At 48.6% G+C, this 16,621-nt stretch carries 12 protein-coding genes; 6 read left to right on the forward strand and 6 right to left on the reverse strand.

Features of this window, described 5'->3' with window-relative positions:
• Positions 1–165 precede the first annotated feature (165 nt).
• Positions 166–1,125, reverse strand: a complete 960-nt coding sequence (locus ACOMHB_RS13015) for an ATP-binding protein (protein WP_448216949.1) — start codon at positions 1,123–1,125, stop codon at positions 166–168.
• A 125-nt stretch (positions 1,126–1,250) separates the two neighbouring features.
• Positions 1,251–2,336 carry an IS630 family transposase gene (locus tag ACOMHB_RS13020; protein ID WP_448218589.1) on the reverse strand — a complete coding sequence of 362 codons (1,086 nt, stop codon included), beginning with the start codon at positions 2,334–2,336 and terminating at the stop codon, positions 1,251–1,253.
• 247 nt (positions 2,337–2,583) lie between these two features.
• Between ACOMHB_RS13020 and ACOMHB_RS13025 the strand changes: the two genes are divergently transcribed.
• From ACOMHB_RS13025 to ACOMHB_RS13050, 6 genes are all read left to right on the forward strand, one after another.
• Positions 2,584–3,669 carry an AAA family ATPase gene (locus tag ACOMHB_RS13025; protein ID WP_448216950.1) on the forward strand — a complete coding sequence of 362 codons (1,086 nt, stop codon included), beginning with the start codon at positions 2,584–2,586 and terminating at the stop codon, positions 3,667–3,669.
• The gene (locus tag ACOMHB_RS13030) at positions 3,666–4,325 is read left to right on the forward strand and encodes a DUF4276 family protein (protein WP_448216951.1); all 660 of its coding nucleotides are present in this window, start codon (positions 3,666–3,668) and stop codon (positions 4,323–4,325) included. The genes ACOMHB_RS13025 and ACOMHB_RS13030 overlap by 4 nt, the downstream gene beginning before the upstream one ends.
• Positions 4,326–4,460: 135 nt before the next feature.
• Positions 4,461–5,900 carry a DUF3375 domain-containing protein gene (locus tag ACOMHB_RS13035; protein ID WP_448216952.1) on the forward strand — a complete coding sequence of 480 codons (1,440 nt, stop codon included), beginning with the start codon at positions 4,461–4,463 and terminating at the stop codon, positions 5,898–5,900.
• A gap of 39 nt (positions 5,901–5,939) precedes the next feature.
• Complete coding sequence (locus tag ACOMHB_RS13040; protein WP_448216953.1) at positions 5,940–6,530, forward strand: DUF4194 domain-containing protein; 591 nt, start codon at positions 5,940–5,942, stop codon at positions 6,528–6,530.
• Positions 6,511–9,933, forward strand: coding sequence for an ATP-binding protein (locus tag ACOMHB_RS13045; protein ID WP_448216954.1), 3,423 nt, complete (start codon positions 6,511–6,513; stop codon positions 9,931–9,933). The genes ACOMHB_RS13040 and ACOMHB_RS13045 overlap by 20 nt, the downstream gene beginning before the upstream one ends.
• A 1-nt stretch (position 9,934) precedes the next feature.
• Positions 9,935–11,113, forward strand: coding sequence for a DUF3322 domain-containing protein (locus tag ACOMHB_RS13050; RefSeq protein WP_448216955.1), 1,179 nt, complete (start codon positions 9,935–9,937; stop codon positions 11,111–11,113).
• Positions 11,114–11,338: 225 nt separating this feature from the next.
• Here the strand turns inward: ACOMHB_RS13050 and cydX are convergent, their stop codons facing one another.
• The 4 genes from cydX to ACOMHB_RS13070 all read right to left on the reverse strand — a co-directional run bounded on the left by cydX (position 11,339) and on the right by ACOMHB_RS13070 (position 16,594).
• A complete protein-coding gene (gene cydX, locus ACOMHB_RS13055; protein ID WP_422137889.1) occupies positions 11,339–11,461 on the reverse strand; it encodes a cytochrome bd-I oxidase subunit CydX in 123 nt (40 codons plus the stop codon).
• A 12-nt stretch (positions 11,462–11,473) separates the two neighbouring features.
• Entirely contained in the window at positions 11,474–12,607 is a 1,134-nt protein-coding gene (cydB, locus tag ACOMHB_RS13060; protein ID WP_422133609.1) for a cytochrome d ubiquinol oxidase subunit II, read from the reverse strand.
• A 12-nt stretch (positions 12,608–12,619) separates the two neighbouring features.
• Positions 12,620–14,194, reverse strand: a complete 1,575-nt coding sequence (locus ACOMHB_RS13065) for a cytochrome ubiquinol oxidase subunit I (protein ID WP_448216956.1) — start codon at positions 14,192–14,194, stop codon at positions 12,620–12,622.
• A 498-nt stretch (positions 14,195–14,692) separates the two neighbouring features.
• Positions 14,693–16,594 carry a hypothetical protein gene (locus ACOMHB_RS13070; RefSeq protein ID WP_448216957.1) on the reverse strand — a complete coding sequence of 634 codons (1,902 nt, stop codon included), beginning with the start codon at positions 16,592–16,594 and terminating at the stop codon, positions 14,693–14,695.
• Positions 16,595–16,621 lie beyond the last annotated feature (27 nt).

The raw sequence follows: 16,621 nt of genomic DNA on the forward strand, positions 1-16,621 counted from the left end.
TCATGGTTAGGTTGCCCCACTATCCTTGTACGACAATCACGAATACGTTATTCGCACGTTCTTTATACCACAACTTTATAATTGAAGTCGTCGCCACAGTTCATTGAGATATCTGAGTCCAGATAACTATGAGTTAGCGGAAGTAGCTTAATCCGGTGTCTATTTTTACTTCCTCAGATCAAGTGGTAATACCACCTTTACTTTCAACCCCTGCGGATTATTTTCGAGATAAATTTCTCCGCCATGATTGCGAATCATATTCCGGGAAATAGCCATACCCAGGCCAATACCACCAGTATTCCTGTTTCTGGAACTTTCTATACGGAAGAATGGCTCAAATACTTTATTCATTTGATCTTCAGGAATGCCGGGGCCGTAATCCTGAATAATCACAAACACATTATTCCCTGAAACCTCCATACGCACTTCAGCTCTGTTACCGTATTTCACGGCGTTTTCCACCAGATTTCGAATGGCTCGTTTCAGACTTGTAAGGCGACATTCGACTACAATTTTGCCAGCTTTAGCAAACCGAACATCATGTCCTAAATGCAGCTGATCATCACAGAGACTTTCCATCATGGCATTAAGATCAACTTTTTGTGTCTGCTCATTATCTGAAGATTGACGTATGAAGGCCAGGGTCGCTTCAGACATCTGCTTCATTTCATCCAAAGTTGCTCGTAAACGATTTCTATCATTACTCTCGGGCATTAACTCAACCCTAAGCTGCATGGTAGTGATAGGCGTTCTCAAATCGTGTGAAAGTGCTGCCAGCATGTGAATCCGGTCAGACACAAAGCGCTGAAGACGGCTATTCATAAGGTTAAATGCCCGAATCGTTTCCCGCATATCCTCCGGTCCTTTTTCTGGCAGATCGTCGACATGCTCTCCTTTCCCCAGACGATAAGATGCATTGGCCAGCATCTGCATTGGGCGAGTAATTTTGCCTACCATAAAGGCCAATGCCAGCAGAACAAAAAAGATCGAGACCGCCAGGAAGATAACTGTCTGTCCCGGAGCCAGAGGCGGTACAGCAGGTGTTGTTGCTTTGACGTTTAACCACAAACCATTGTTCAGATGCACCGAAGCCTTAAAATGCCCCTGTTTTGGTGGGCGTAACAAAAAACTTTCTGACTTGTCACCCCATGTCTCCTGCCTTGAGTTATAGTCTTTGTTTTCAAATGATTTGATTTTAATTCTTGCTTGACCATTATAATTTTCGCCCAGTTGTTCTTCCAGCTTTCTAGCTAGTGTAGTGCGTCGTTCTTTTTGCAACTTAACCGGCGATTAGCCCGAACGACTTTTTCTAAGATATCATTTGCCTTAGCAGTCCAGATAAACGGCTTTGGATTTTGATTATGCTTTTCAATATATTCATCAATCGCACTGACTAGCTGTGGCACACTGACAAACACACCACGGCGTAAACGCTGACTCGTGAGATCCCGAAAAAATCTCTCAACCATGTTTAACCATGATGCTGACGTTGGCGTAAAGTGCATATGAAAACGAGGATGTTTTTCCAGCCATTCTCGCACCTTCGGGTGTTTGTGAGTCGCATAGTTGTCGCAAATCAGGTGCAGCTCTTTGTCTTTTGCCGTTTCCCTATTTATCTGTTTAAGAAACTTCAACCATTCCACATGGGTATGACGCTGCTGGCACTGACCGATGACAGCACCATCAAGTACATTCAGTGCTGCAAAGAGAGTGGTTGTACCATGTCGTTTATAATCATGAGTCATTGTTGCGGCACGCCCTTTCTTCAACGGTAAGCCAGGCTGTGTTCGATCGAGTGCCTGAACCTGACTTTTTTCATCACAGCACAGCACCAACGCATGTTCAGGAGGAGACAGATAGAGTCCGACAATATCTTCAAGCTTCTCCACAAATTTCGGGTCTCGGGACACCTTGAATGTCTTTTCCAGGTGAGGCTTGAGGCCATATGCATGCCATATCCGGCGAACACTTCTCTCACTGATACCGCTAACAGCAGCCATAGTTCGGGTGCTCCAGTGAGTGGCATTTTCCGGAAGGGTGTTTGTGGTCAGACTCACAATCTCAGCAGCATCAATCTTCTTTTTACGGCCACTGCGAGCTCGATCCTGTTCAATCCCGGAGAAGCCTTCCTGAGCATATCGGTCACGCCAGCGGCTGACCTGATGACGACCGATCTTCAGTATTTGCGCAATCTCAAGATTGCTTTTTCCTTCTGCAGAGAGAAGAACAATCTGGGCACGGCGGGCCAAGCGAAGAGGGCAAGTATTTGATGAAGTAATCTTTCTGAGTCGTATTTCTTCAGAAGCATCAAGTATTATCTCTGTGGCAACTCGCATAGTAAAAACAGGCAGTGGTTGGAATAACATCCATAGTAGACCGTTAGGAGTCTTTATGTACTGTTAATTAGGTCGCACTACACTAGCGTTAGTTCAGGACATCAGACAGAAGACGATTGCAGCGCTATATACTGTTGTAGAGAATGAGCCGCTCTGATCGGGCAACAAAAAAACCTCATCCAGTCATACAGCCATTCCACATCAAATCAGGTTATTATTGTAAATATTTTCTATACAGGAGTGTGCTATGCAGCCGGTCTCTGACGACAAGCAGCTGACTCACCTCAGAATTGGTGGCTTCAAGTCTATACGTTCGTGCGATTTGGAGCTGGGTTCCCTGAATATTTTGATAGGTGCGAATGGCGCAGGTAAGACGAACTTTATCAGCTTTTTCCGCCTTATTGGTCAGATTCTGTCGGGCAACCTGCAAAGAACTGTAGGCAAGCAGGGAGGCCCGGACGCTCTTTTAAGGCATGGGCGTAAGGTGACCCGGTCATTTGAGTCAGAACTGTATTTTGGTGACAAGGTATACATGTTGGAGCTGGAGCCAACAGCAGATAACCGAATGATGTTTCATCATGAATCTCTGGCGGCTGGGGGGCATATCAGCAATGCGGGGCATTTCGAAAGTTATGTCGGTCAGCATGTGACGGATGGTACAGAACAATCAGTATGTAATGCCATCACTAACTGGCGGGTTTATCATTTTCACGATACCAGTGAAACTGCGCTTGTAAAACAACCGAGCCAGATTAATGATAATGAATATCTACGACAGGATGCCAGAAATCTAGCTGCATTTTTGCTGCGTCTTAAACAGAACCATCCTGCGCATTACAAAAAAATAGTACGGGCTATCCAACTGGTGGCTCCATTTTTTGGGGATTTCCACCTTCGGTCCACTACACATAATGCAGATCAAATAGAGTTGGAATGGACCGAGAAGGGGATGGATGTTCCCCTTAAGGCTCATGCGCTTTCTGATGGTACTTTGCGTTTTATTTGTTTGGCTACCGTATTAAATCAGCCTGAAGACTTCATGCCCAGCACCCTGCTGATTGATGAACCTGAACTAGGGCTGCATCCTTATGCCATAGCGTTATTGTCAGCACAGTTGAAAGCTGTGTCACTCAGTCATCAGGTGATCGTTTCCACGCAGTCCGTTGAACTGGTGAATGAGTTTGAAGCTGATGATCTGGTGATTGTTAATCGGCGAAATGGTGAAACAGTTTTTGAACGAACGAGTGAGGAGAAACTCAAAGGCTGGTTGGAAGATTATTCTCTTGGGGATATCTGGAAGAAGAACCTCCTGGGAGGAAGGCCGTCAAAATGATTCGTCTGAACATAGTTGTAGAAGGACAGACGGAAGAGGCCTTCGTGAATGAAGTTCTGCAGGAGCATCTTCAACGGTTGGATATTTATACAACAGCTATTTTGCTCCGAACCAGCAAAACCGGGCGTGGAGGTGTATCCACATTCGCTAAGATCGAGAATCAGGTCAGTCGGCTTTGCAAGGAAGATACCGGAGCGTATGTGACCACGATGCTGGATTATTACGGCTTGCCGGGTGATTTCCCTTCTGTGGATCTGAAAAATCCAAAGGATATTTATGCTTCAGTGCAGCGGATAGAGGCAGATTTTCAAGCTCGCATTGGTTTCAGCCATCGTTTTATTCCTGGCATTATTCTGCATGAATTTGAAGCTTTGCTTTTCTCTGATGTGAATGGATTTGAAATACTGGAAGCAGACAGGCCTGGCTTGGTCGCTGACTTGGAAGAAGAAGTCGAAGGTCTGAAGCCGGAAGCTATCAACGATAGGCCTGAAACAGCGCCTTCCAAGCGTATCATCAAACATTTCAGAAGTTACCAGAAACCTTTCCATGGTAGTTTGGTTGCAATGGATATTGGGCTTGATGCCATGAGGGTCAAGTGTCCGCACTTTGCACAGTGGCTTGAAAAGCTGGAGCGATTAAAGCCAATAGTTTCCTGATTTTGTTTAAGCGCTTTCCACAGATCAGACCAGCGGCTCTGAGATATTGCCATTTACTGGTTAATTGCTGAATAAGCAATGTTCCACTTGAGCTGAGTGTCGGTACCGTAAACGCTATAGCAGCCCTGAGGTTTTATGGATTTTCACAGACTTGTCGGACTTCGCAGTCATCCCGCCTGGCGTCTATTACAGGCTGACAGCGCGCCGCTGATTATCAGCTTCCTGCATCGTTCTTTTATCGTGACCAATCAGCGTTCCATCGCTGCTGAAGAGCTGGCGACCCGGCTGGACGATTATCTGCACCATTTGCGTGAGAGCAGCGGTGAAAACAAATACCCCCGCAAAGGTCGGGACTACCTGAACGACTGGGCATCCGGGGAGCAGGGATATTTGCGCAAATATTATCCGGCTGCCAGTGTAGGCGATGAACCCCTGTTTGATTTGACACCGGCCACGGAGAAAGTGATCGAATGGCTGTCCGGGTTTGAGCAGAAACAGTTTGTGGGTACCGAGTCCCGTTTGTTGACGGTCTTTCGTCTTCTCAATGAAATTGCCCATGAGACGGAGGTCGACCCGCAGTTGAGAATCGATCGTCTGGAGCAGGAAAAAGCCGGGCTTGAACTCGAAATTGCTCGTTTGAAAAGTGGCCAGATGGCGCCTCATGACCCGACAAGAGTCAAAGAGAAATTCTTGCAGGCTGAAGATACCGCACGACAGTTATTATCAGATTTCCGCCAGGTAGAAGAGAACTTTCGCAGCCTTGACCGGGGCGTTCGGGAACGAATCACGATCAGCAATAGCGGCAAGGGGCAGATGCTGGATGATATTTTCTCGGAACAGGACGCCATCACCGAATCGGATCAGGGGCGTAGTTTCAAGGCGTTCTGGAGCTGGCTGATGTCGCCGTCCAGTCAGGATGAATTACAGACAATTCTGGAAAAAGTGCTGGCACTGCCCGAAGTGCGTAGCCTGCAACACGATGAGCTGCTGGGCCAAATTCGCTTCCGCTTGCTGGAGGCCGGAGAAAAAGTGAACAGCACTTGTGCGCAACTGGTGGAACAGCTCCGGCACTACCTGGCGGATCAGGCCTGGCTGGAAAATCGTCGCATCATGGAGATTGTCCGGGAGATCGAGCAGAGCGCTATCGCTGTGCGCCAGAGCCCGCCACCGGATAAACTCTTTACTACATTGCAGCCTTGTAAACCCGAGATTGAACTTCCTATGTCCCGTGGTCTGTTCCGCCCGGCTGTGCGCCCGGTGATTGAAGAGGTGCCGGAAGAAGGGCAGGCCGAATTTGACAGCACCGCTTTGTATAGCCAGCACTATGTGGATGAGCGGGAGCTGCGGGCACGTATTCGCCATGCGCTCCAGAATCGTCAGCAGATCAGTTTATCGGAACTGGTGAAACAGTATCCGGTTCGAAAGGGCTTGAGCGAAGTGGTGGCCTATCTGCATATAGCATCTGAATCGGATCATGCGCTGGTCAATGCTGAACAGGTTGAAGTGATTATCTGGCTGGATGACAAAGGACATCAGAAAGAAGCCTCAATGCCGGAAGTCATCTTTACCCGATGACGCTGAAATCAGACGACAGTTTACTGGAGAAAAGTTTTTGTGAATGATGACGTAGAAACAGCACAGGATGCCTCGCTCGGTGTAGTGGTTATTCATTTGATGAAAGGCGTTTTATATCGGGACAATAACCCTGCGGTCTGGCAGCAGTTACAGGATTTACATGCCAGAGTGATTGATTATGTCAAAGTGATTGGACTTGACCTGGTACTGGATGAAGCAGAAGGTTACGCTTTTCTGAAGCAGGTTAATGACGAAGAGCTGGCATTGCCGAAACTGGTCACCCGTCGTCCGTTAAGTTTTCCGGTCAGCTTACTCTGTGTGCTGCTGCGCAAGAAAATGGTGGAGCAGGATGCCGGTGGTGGTGAATCCAGGCTGATTTTGTCGCGGGAGCAAATTGTGGAAATGATGCGAGTCTTTCTGCCAGACCGCGCTAATGAAGCGCGTCTGTTTGATCAGATTGATACTCACCTCAATAAAGTCGCCGAATTCGGATTTCTGAAAAAACTGAACAGCAATCCGCCCGCCTGGGAAGTTCGCCGGATCATCAAGGCATTGGTAGATGCCGACTGGCTGGCGGATTTTAATGACAAGCTAAAGGTATACCGGGAACATGCAGAATCAAATAGTTGAGTTCAACGAGGACGATGGCAAGGCAGGATTCCGGCTCGAAAAACTGGAAGTGTTGAATTGGGGGACCTTCCATAAAAAAATCTGGTCGGCACAGCCGGATGGCAACAACAGTTTGTTAACCGGAGATATCGGTTCCGGTAAATCGACCCTGGTGGACGGGTTAACGACACTGTTAGTGCCCAGCCAGAAGATCACCTACAACAAAGCGGCAGGTGCGGAAACCCGTGAACGAAGCCTGACGTCTTATGTTCGCGGCTATTTCAAAAGCGCTAAAGATGATGACACGCTCAGTGCCAAAGCCGTCGCCCTGCGTGACCACAACAGTTACAGCGTGATCCTCGCCCGGTTCAGGAATGAAGGCTATGACCAGACGATCACTCTGGCACAGGTATTCTGGAGTCGGGATAACGCCAATACACCGGAACGCTTTTATATTGTTGCCCGAAAGCCGTTAACCATTGCCAGGCATTTCAGTGGTTTTGGCAGTGATATCGGTGACTTGAAAAAACAACTTAAACGTAAAGATCACCTGAAACTGTTTGACAGCTTCTCTCAGTATCAAGCGGAATTTCGTCGGCAGATGGGGATTGAAAACGATCAGGCGCTGGACTTGCTTTATCAGACTGTCTCGATGAAATCCGTGGGTAACTTAACAGAGTTTGTCCGCAGCCATATGCTCAAAAGCACCGATGTGGCGGATCGGGTAGATGAACTCAGTCGTCAGTTTGATAACCTCAATCGTGCCCATGAAGCCGTACTGAAAGCCCGCCAGCAAATAGAAAAACTGTCGCCACTGGTTCAGGATTGTGAGCGCTATTCGGAACTGGAAGCCGCCATTCATTCTTTAAAGCAGTGCCGGGAAGCGCTGTACGGATTCTTTGCTGACAAGAAAATTCAACTGTTAAATGATCGCATTGTTCGTCGGGAACAGGAGCAGACCAAACTCACCGCCAGACTGGAAGAAGCCCGGCAGCTGTTAACGGATTTGCGCTCGGAGTTGCGGGACATAGAGCGGGCGATAGATCAGAACGGCGGGCAACGACTCTCGGATCTGAAAACTGAAATAGAACGTTTGAACAGGGAAAGGGAGCGGTTGTCTGATGCCTGTGACAAATACCTTGGCCTGTGTCGTGAACTGGATATGCCGGAGCCAAAAGACGACGAAGGTTTTTATGGCAACCAGAAAGAGGCGCAGGAAAGTCGGCAACGGCTGGAACAGAAGCAGGCTGATTTACAGAACGAACAGGTGGAACAGGCCGTTGTTCTGAAGCAACTGCGGAATGAACATTCAGAACTGGAGCAGGAAATTGCTTCCCTGAAAGGGCGTAAGTCCAATATCCCAAGCCGTAACCTTGCCATTCGTGAAGCGCTTTGTGAGAACCTGTCCCTGTCGGAAGACACCCTGCCTTTTGCCGGTGAGCTGCTGCAAATCCGGGAAGAAGAAAAACAGTGGGAAGGGGCGGCTGAAAGAGTGCTGCATAATTTCGCCCTGAGCCTGCTGGTGCCCGACGATCATTATCAGGCAGTGGCCGACTATGTTAACCAGACCCATCTGAAAGGACGGCTGGTGTATTACCGGGTTCGGGAGCCTTCACGTCCAGTGCATGATGCCATAGACGAACACTCGCTGAGCCGTAAAATCTCGGTGAAAACCGACAGCCTGTTTTACGGCTGGCTGGAACAAGAGCTGATTCAGCGATTCGACTATACCTGCTGCGATAACATGGCAGACTTCCGCAGGATGAGCCGGGCGATTACCCCCAATGGCCAGATCAAAAGCAGCGGCAGCCGCCATGAAAAAGACGACCGCTACCGTATTGATGACCGATCTCGATATGTACTGGGTTGGAGTAATCGGGAAAAGATTTTTGCCCTGGAAACAGAACAAAAGCGGAAAGAGCAGACGATTCAAAAGGCGGCTGCGAAGCAGGCGCAATTTACCCATCGGCTGAAGGGGTTACAGAACAGTCAGTTGAAGCTGGAACTGTTATTGAATGTGCAAAGCTTTGCCGAGATTAACTGGCAGCCACTGGCGCTGCAGATTCAAACTCTTGAGAAAGAAAAACAACAGCTGGAAACCGGTTCGGACATCCTGAAAACCCTGCGGGAGCGCCAATCCCGATCCGAAGCCCTGATTGCTGAACAGGATCGGCTAAAGGAGAAGCTTGGGCAGGATGTGGGCAACCTGAACTCAAAGCTGGAGCGAGATCGTGACGATCGGGATCAGGCACAACGACTATTGGATGAACTGCCTGGCGAACACCGGGAAGCCTGTTTCCCTGAATTGGAGTTGCTGGAGCCAGAAGCACTGCCCGATAAAAAAATCACTATTGAAAGCTGTGACAGTGGTCAAGTCGTCATGCGTAAATGGCTGACCAGCCGGATTGATACACGTCAGAATACCGCCAAAAACCTGATCTCAAAAATTACCGGACAGATGTCCGATTATAAAAACGCTTACCCCCAGGAAACCCGGGAAGTGGATGCCGATGTTGCTTCTGCCGGAGAATTTTCCGGTATGCTGCAAACCTTGCAGGGTGAAGACCTGCCAAGGCATGAGCAGCGCTTCAAGCAAATGCTCAACGAAGGCACCATTCACAATATGGCGATGTTTCAGAACTGGCTGGATCATCAGCAGCAAACCATCAGGGACAAGATTGACACCATTAACCGCTCGCTGTCGGCGATTGATTACAGTGAAGGTTCTTATATCCGTCTGGTGGCGGATAGTAACCGTGACCCGGAAATCAATCAGTTCAAAATCGACCTGCGTAATTGTCTGGGGGACAGCCTGTCGCCCGATACCAGTGAACACTATGCAGAAAACAAGTTTCTTCAGGTGAAAGAGATTATTGAACGGTTTAATGGCCGGGAAGGGCAGAGCGACCTTGATAAGCGCTGGACCAAAAAAGTCACGGACGTGCGCAACTGGTTCCTGTTTAATGCCTCTGAACGTTACCGTGAAGACGACTCCGAAAAGGAATTTTATTCCGATTCGGCGGGAAAATCCGGGGGGCAGAAAGAAAAGCTGGCCTACACTATCCTGGCGGCGGCACTGGTCTACCAGTTTGGTCTCGAGTGGGGAGAGAAACGCTCACGGTCATTCCGTTTCGTGATGATTGATGAAGCCTTTGGCCGGGGATCTGATGAATCTGCCCGATATGGACTGGAGTTGTTCCGCAAGCTCAATCTGCAACTGTTGATTGTGACGCCTCTACAGAAAATTCATGTGATAGAAGACTACGTCAGCTCGGTGCATTTTGTTCATAACGAAGGCGGCTGCAACTCGGTCTTGCAGAACCTGACCATTGAGGAGTATCGCAGGGATAAACAGCAATATCTGCTGGAGCAAAAAGAGCAGATGCTCGCAGGCATTGATCCTGTTTCGGTGACTGTGAATTAGTATGATTTCCCAGAAAGAACTGAAAAAGAAAGCCCTGCGCCCCTGGGTGTCTGGGACTTTCCTGAAAAGCTGGCTGAATGATGAGGTGTTTTTCCCCTTTGAGGTTCCTTTCAAAACACCGTCAGGGCGTACCCTGAGCAGTGAATTTATTCAGGTTCGGGACTGGGTTGCAGAATTGCACCGTCATTCCAGGGCCGTCACCGGTAGCGGCTATCAACTGGAATATCGCACCATCAGTCACCAGCAGTTAGGGCAGCAAAGGCTACCCCATAAAATCCTGTTTGAAAGCAGGGACGACTGGCTGACCTTTATTGGGCAGCAGTCGGCTTTCAAACAGTTTCAGGCCTTGGCCAATCAGACCCGACGACAGCTTCCGCAGGTCATGCCGTTGGTTAACAGCAAACCAGTGAAATTACTGGATTATGCTGATGTCTGGCCTCAGCTGATTAAAGTCTGCCGCTATTTTCAGCTCAACCCTCAGCCATACCGGTATATCCGGCAACTGGATATTCAGGGTGTTGATACCAAATTTATTGAATCTCACAAAGGCGTGCTATCAGATCTACTCATGCTGGCACTTGAACCGGGAGAATTCGACGACAGCGTATCGGGTATAGCCGAGAATGGCTTTGAGCGTCGCTTTGGGTTGTGTTATGACGAGCCATTGATCCGCTTTCGCCTGCTGGACTCAGCGGCCCCGGCCACAGATATGAGTGTGCCGCTATCACAGTTTGTTGATCCGGGTGTAAGCCGGGTCTTTATCACCGAGAATAAAATAAATGGCCTGACTTTCCCGTCAGTAAAAGATGCCATAGTCATTTTCGGGCTGGGATATGGCATTCGATCTCTGTTCTCACTGAACTGGCTTGAGGACAAACAAATCAGCTATTGGGGGGATATTGATACCCACGGTTTTTCTATATTGTCGCAACTGCGAGGTCGCTTCCGGCAAACAGAGTCGCTATTAATGGATCAGGCAACACTGGACATGCACATGCCTCTTTGTGTGGAAGAACCTGAAAGCAAGCGTTTTTTGGCGGAGCTTACCAACCTGACGAACAGAGAGCAGGTGTTGTTTGACGCTTTGCGTCAAAACAAACTGAGCAAAAATCTTAGGCTCGAGCAGGAGCGCATTGCTTTTTCTTGCCTGAGGGAGGCTTTAGCGGCTGGGGCTTGCTGAAGCATGAAATTGGGTTATAGCTCGAGCAGCTAGTGCATAGGGATTTTTTAGAAGCGATTGTATAAAACGCCACTCATGACATTTTGAGCAGTAGAGTGGCGTTTTCTTCCTGAGCAACTAAATCTTGCCATAAGGCACGATCCGGAATTATTGCTTCTTTTTGGGCATGTTTGGGAACGAAAATTGAGCTTGGGAGTAACAAAAAATTACTCCCAAACACCTGCCCTAGTCATCTAACTCGTTGATATCATTATCAAATCCCATATCATGAAACTCATACCACATGACATTGATGATACCAAAGGCACACGCAAGGAGTACGCCCAGAATCCAGGCAAAATACCACATAGTCTGCCCTCCTTAGTAAAGTGAGTGGGTGTTTTCGTTAAGGTGTTCTGCTGTCATACGACCCCACAATTTGTAGAAACACCAGATGGTGTATCCCAGAATGATGGGAACAAATATCATGGCAACCACTGTCATAATTCCCAGCGTCAGGTAACTGGACGTTGCATCCCACAGTGTCAGGCTAACGTTAGGGTGGGTGCTGGACGGCAGAATAAATGGAAACAGTGAGAACCCGGCTGTCATGATAATGCCTGCCTGGGTGATTGAACTGCAGGTAAAGGCCAGGCCGTGCAGACGGCTGTTGGCCAGCAGGAAGACACCAATGGCGCCAGCAAAACCCATGACCGGTGCAATCAGCATAACCGGGTACTTGGTGTAATTAGCCAACCAGATGCCTGCGTCAGCTATGTGAACTGTTTTGATCAGAGGGTTGGCTTCGCCATTCATAACCAGACCGCTGACGACCTCAAAGCCGGGCAGGTTAGCTACCCAGACACCCGCAAGTGCAAAGGTGACAATGGTCGCAAGGGCAGAGATGCGGGCGACAATGGTCGCACGCTCTTTGATCGGGCTACCAGAGCGCATGCTTTGCCACACAGATCCCTGCATGGTTAGCATAGAGACACTGACAACACCACAAAGAAGGGCAAAGGGGTTCAACAATGAGAAGAAACCCTGAGTAAAACTGGAGCGCATTGTGTCATCCAGATTAAAACCAAAGCCCAGGAACAGGTTGCCAAAGGCTACGCCGAATACCAGAGAAGGTACGATGCCGCTGATAAAGAGACCCCAGTCACAGTACTTTGTCTGCTCAGGTTTAACCTTGGAGCGATAATCAAAGGCCAGCGGACGGACAATCAGTGCGAACAGAACCAGCAGCATGGCCCAGTAGAAGCCAGAGAAAGCTGTGGCATAAACGATAGGCCAGGCCGCAAACAGTGCGCCACCTGAAGTGATCAGCCAAACCTGGTTGCCGTCCCAGTGAGGGGCGACGGCATTGATCATGATACGACGCTCTTCGTCGGTTTTGCTCATGAAAGGTAGCAGGTTGGCGGTCCCCAGATCGTACCCGTCCATTATGGCAAAGCCAATGAACAGGACACCGATCAGAACCCACCAGATGAATTTGAGAACTTCGTAGTCCATAAGGGCCTCCTTTTATGCCTGAGCCATATCGTCGGTACGATTACGTTCAAAGTGGTAGCGGCCAGTGTGCAGGCTGCTAGGACCTTTGCGGGCATATTTAACGATCAGGTAAATTTCGATAATGATGCAGATACTGTAGAGCGCAGTAAAACCAATGATGCTGAGCCAGAGGTCTGCTTCTGTCCGGGTAGAAGCAGACAGATAGGTAGGCAGTATGCCTGAGATCGACCAGGGCTGACGACCAAACTCAGCAACGAACCATCCCATTTCACTGGCAATGAATGGCAGTGGCAACGAATAGAAACAGAGTTTAAGGAATGTTGGGCTGTTGTACTCAGTTCTGCGGGCTGTCTTGTAGAAGGCGGTTACAAGCAGCAGGAGCATCACAACACCGAGACCCACCATGATTCTGAAAGAGAAAAACAGTGGCCACACGGTCGGAATAGCCTCTTCTGCAGCCTGCCGAACCATTTGGGGTGTCGCGCTTCGAATGTCGTCGGTATATCGGCTGAGTAACAAGCCATAACCCAGGTCATCCACGACTTTATCAAACTCGCGACGATTGTCGGGTGTATCTTCACCATTTTTAAGTTTTTCAAGCAGTTCGTAGGCTTTGATACCATTGTTGATTCTCTGAATCTTGTCGTCGATCAGATCTTTGATACCCAGTACTTCTGTGTTTGTTGAGCGGGTTGCGATTATGCCCATGACGTAAGGGATTTTGATCGCGTAATCTGTTTTCTGCTCTTCCTGGTTGGGGAGTCCAAAAACAGTAAAAGCGGCCGGTGCAGGTTCGGTGTCCCACTCGGCCTCAATCGCTGCCAGCTTGACCTGCTGAACGTCTCCCAGTTCATAACCGGATTCATCGCCTAGCAGAAGCGTAGAGAGGATGGATGCCAGACCAAAGCCTGCGGCTACCGCAAATGAACGACGTGCGAAACCTATATCACGGCCTTTAAGCATGTACCAGGCACTGATAGACAGTACAAATATGGCACCTGTTGTATAACCGGCAGAAACCGTATGAATAAATTTCACCTGAGCTACAGGGTTCAGAATCAGGTCAGCAAAGTTGGTCATTTCCATGCGCATGGTTTCATAATTGAACTCTGCACCCACCGGGTTCTGCATCCAGGCGTTAGCAATCAGTATCCACATGGCCGATAGGTTAGTACCTATAGCCATGAGCCAGGTACAAGCCAGATGCTGAACTTTACTGAGTCGGTCCCAGCCGAAGAAGAACATGCCGACAAACGTTGACTCGAGGAAGAAGGCCATCAGGGCTTCAATGGCCAGTGGAGCACCAAAAATGTCACCAACATAATGGGAGTAGTATGACCAGTTGGTTCCGAACTGAAATTCCATGGTGAGGCCGGTAGCAACGCCGAGTGCAAAGTTAATACCGAACAATTTACCCCAGAATTTGGTCATATCCCGATAGACTTGTTTGCCGGTCATAACATAAACCGACTCCATGATCGCCAGAATGAAGGTCATGCCCAGGGTCAGCGGCACAAAGAGGAAGTGATAGAGTGCTGTCATCGCGAACTGGAATCGCGACAGGTCGATGATTTCGTCTGTAATCATGGTGCTCCTCGTTTATGACAGTGTTAAATCAAATCCGTACTGGAAATCAGAAAATGCATGCTGCCACAGAGGTCCTTTTTGTGCTGCAGTTACCGCGCATTCTGGATAATAGATACATGCTAAATGCATGTATGTGGCCGGTGCGCCGGTATATACGAGTTTTAGATGGGTCTGGATCAATCTGTGGCTGGTTAAACAGATTTGTGGACATGTTACTCGGATTTGTTACGTATATGAACTACAGTAGGACGCAAAGTTTGATCTTCATCAAAAATGTTTAAAATATATTGTTATCCAGGTGTTTTTTAGGGATATAAATGTTTTTTGTTTGAATATAAAGAATAAATCACTGTGTAAAAACGAAACATTCGAAATGTAAAGTGAATTTTTGGCTATAAGGAATGCTGATAGATGTAATAACTGTCTATCAGTATTTCTGATTGGCATATAGAAAATATTTGCTCGGTTGATTGTTATCAGGATGGGCTGAGAGGTGACTCAGCCATGGCTTCTGGCAGAGCTGTATTTGCTGATGACTTTATTGGCGTTGTATAAGTCAATTTGCCATTTGTTACTGGCAGGGGGAACTTCGATGGGCGAAATATTATCCAGTGAATAGCGAGCGCTCATAGGGCTCTCGAACTGGGCAATGAACTGTAATCGTTTCAAATCGGCCTGATAGGTGTGTACCAGGAAGTTAATGGTTCTCTCACTCAGGGGGACGCGATAGTAACGGATCAGGTTCTGGGCCAGTTTCTCGGCACTGGCCGAGAGGTTTTTGTCAACATCTGCGGCCAAAGCTTCTCCCAGCGCTGCCTTGGTCCTGGCGCTCATACCGGGCTCAAGAAAAGCCAGGCTGGAAGCATTGGAACTCTCAATAGCCCTCTGAATCTGTGGGTCATGAAGATGTATGTAAGGGTCTAGAATAGTTGCCACCTCGATGGCCACCTCCCTGGCACGTGTTTCTGTCAGGTATCTCCGTGCAGGCGACAGGGAGTGGACTCGATGGCTATCTTTTCTCAAGCGGGTTTCCTTTGAAAACGCTTCCAGACGGTTGGCAACCTCCATTCTGGTATCATCGTCCAGTTCGATACTCTGCTCTGAAATAGTCAGGCTGCGTTTTAAGTTCTCTTTAGGGTTGTGCTGATGGAGTGTGGAGAGTTTTTGCCAGTACTTCAGGGCGCGTTTGAGTTTGTCGCTGTCCCGTCCCTGTTTCAGGTAGGCGCGGTGAGCTTCATTGTAGAGTTGAATGGCTTTATCGAGTTGTTTGCGTTTTATGTTCAGGGCCTTAACGTGTTTGCCGGTTTTATGGGTCAGGTCCCTGGCCTGGCGAACCTGCAAACTGAGAGTGTCGAGTGACTCCCTGACCGCCGCCAGCAAATTCCGGGGGCTCAGGCCGTGATCGGTAATAATGTCATTCTGGATATCAACATTATGGAGCCAGGTAGCCAGAGCCTTGAGGCGGGAGTAAACCCTGGCCCGGCTGATCCGGAAATCATTGCGTTCTTCCTCGAGCCTGTCCAAAGCCTTGGCCAGATCCCAGCGACCGGTATACTCAATTTTTAGCCAGGAAATTTTGCGCCCGCAAATCAGCTCGAAGCATAATATGAGTATTTCCTCGACATCGTGAAGAGTCATCAATTCTTCATTATCTCGCTCGCTGGCAGTGAGAATCCGCTCAATAAACAGAGGCTCCCTGGGCTGCCCTTCATGGGGTCTGGCCACGATCCCGCTTAACCTGTTTTTGAGCGCTTTGGCTATGCGTGGGTGAAGTTCTTTGAGTTCGTTTTGATAACGCTCTGTGTCATCGGAGACTTCGTGAACAATGTCATGCATTCTGTGATAAAGGCCAGCCCTGCGAAATATTTCAATCTGTTCGGCCTTGCGGGCCAGATCGGGGTCACCCGTAATATCTTCGATGGCTGTTGATATCCATTCCGGACCAAGATCGAACTTTTGCAAAAGAATACCGGCAGAGTGGATGCGACGTGCATCTTCGGTCATATTACGTTGGGTCAGATCACGCACCATGTAAATGATTTCGGGAATTCGGTCGATGATGCTGAGCAGGTTGTTTTTGTCTTGATTGATCCGTCGGCCGTGGGTAACGTCGTAAATCAGCTTGGTGAACAGACCCAGACCGATGGCAACAACAGAATAGCCAACAAAATACAGGGTTTTGTCCAAAGGCATCATGGTGCCGTAACCAATATAGTAGCCTGCAAAGGCGGCCAGAAGTGTGACCGGACCGGCAGTCCAGGCGTATTGCAGTATGGTGACACTCCAGGGCTCCTGGTGAGGAGCGCGTGCCACTTTCTCCAGCCAGCTTGAATTTCGTTCTTCAAGCTGCAGGTCTGCGTCATTCCGTTGCCGTCTCCAGCGACTGAAAAGAGCGGTCATTGTCGTGTATTACGTTTTTTCGGTGGG

It is taken from the genome of Endozoicomonas sp. 2B-B (assembly GCF_053470045.1).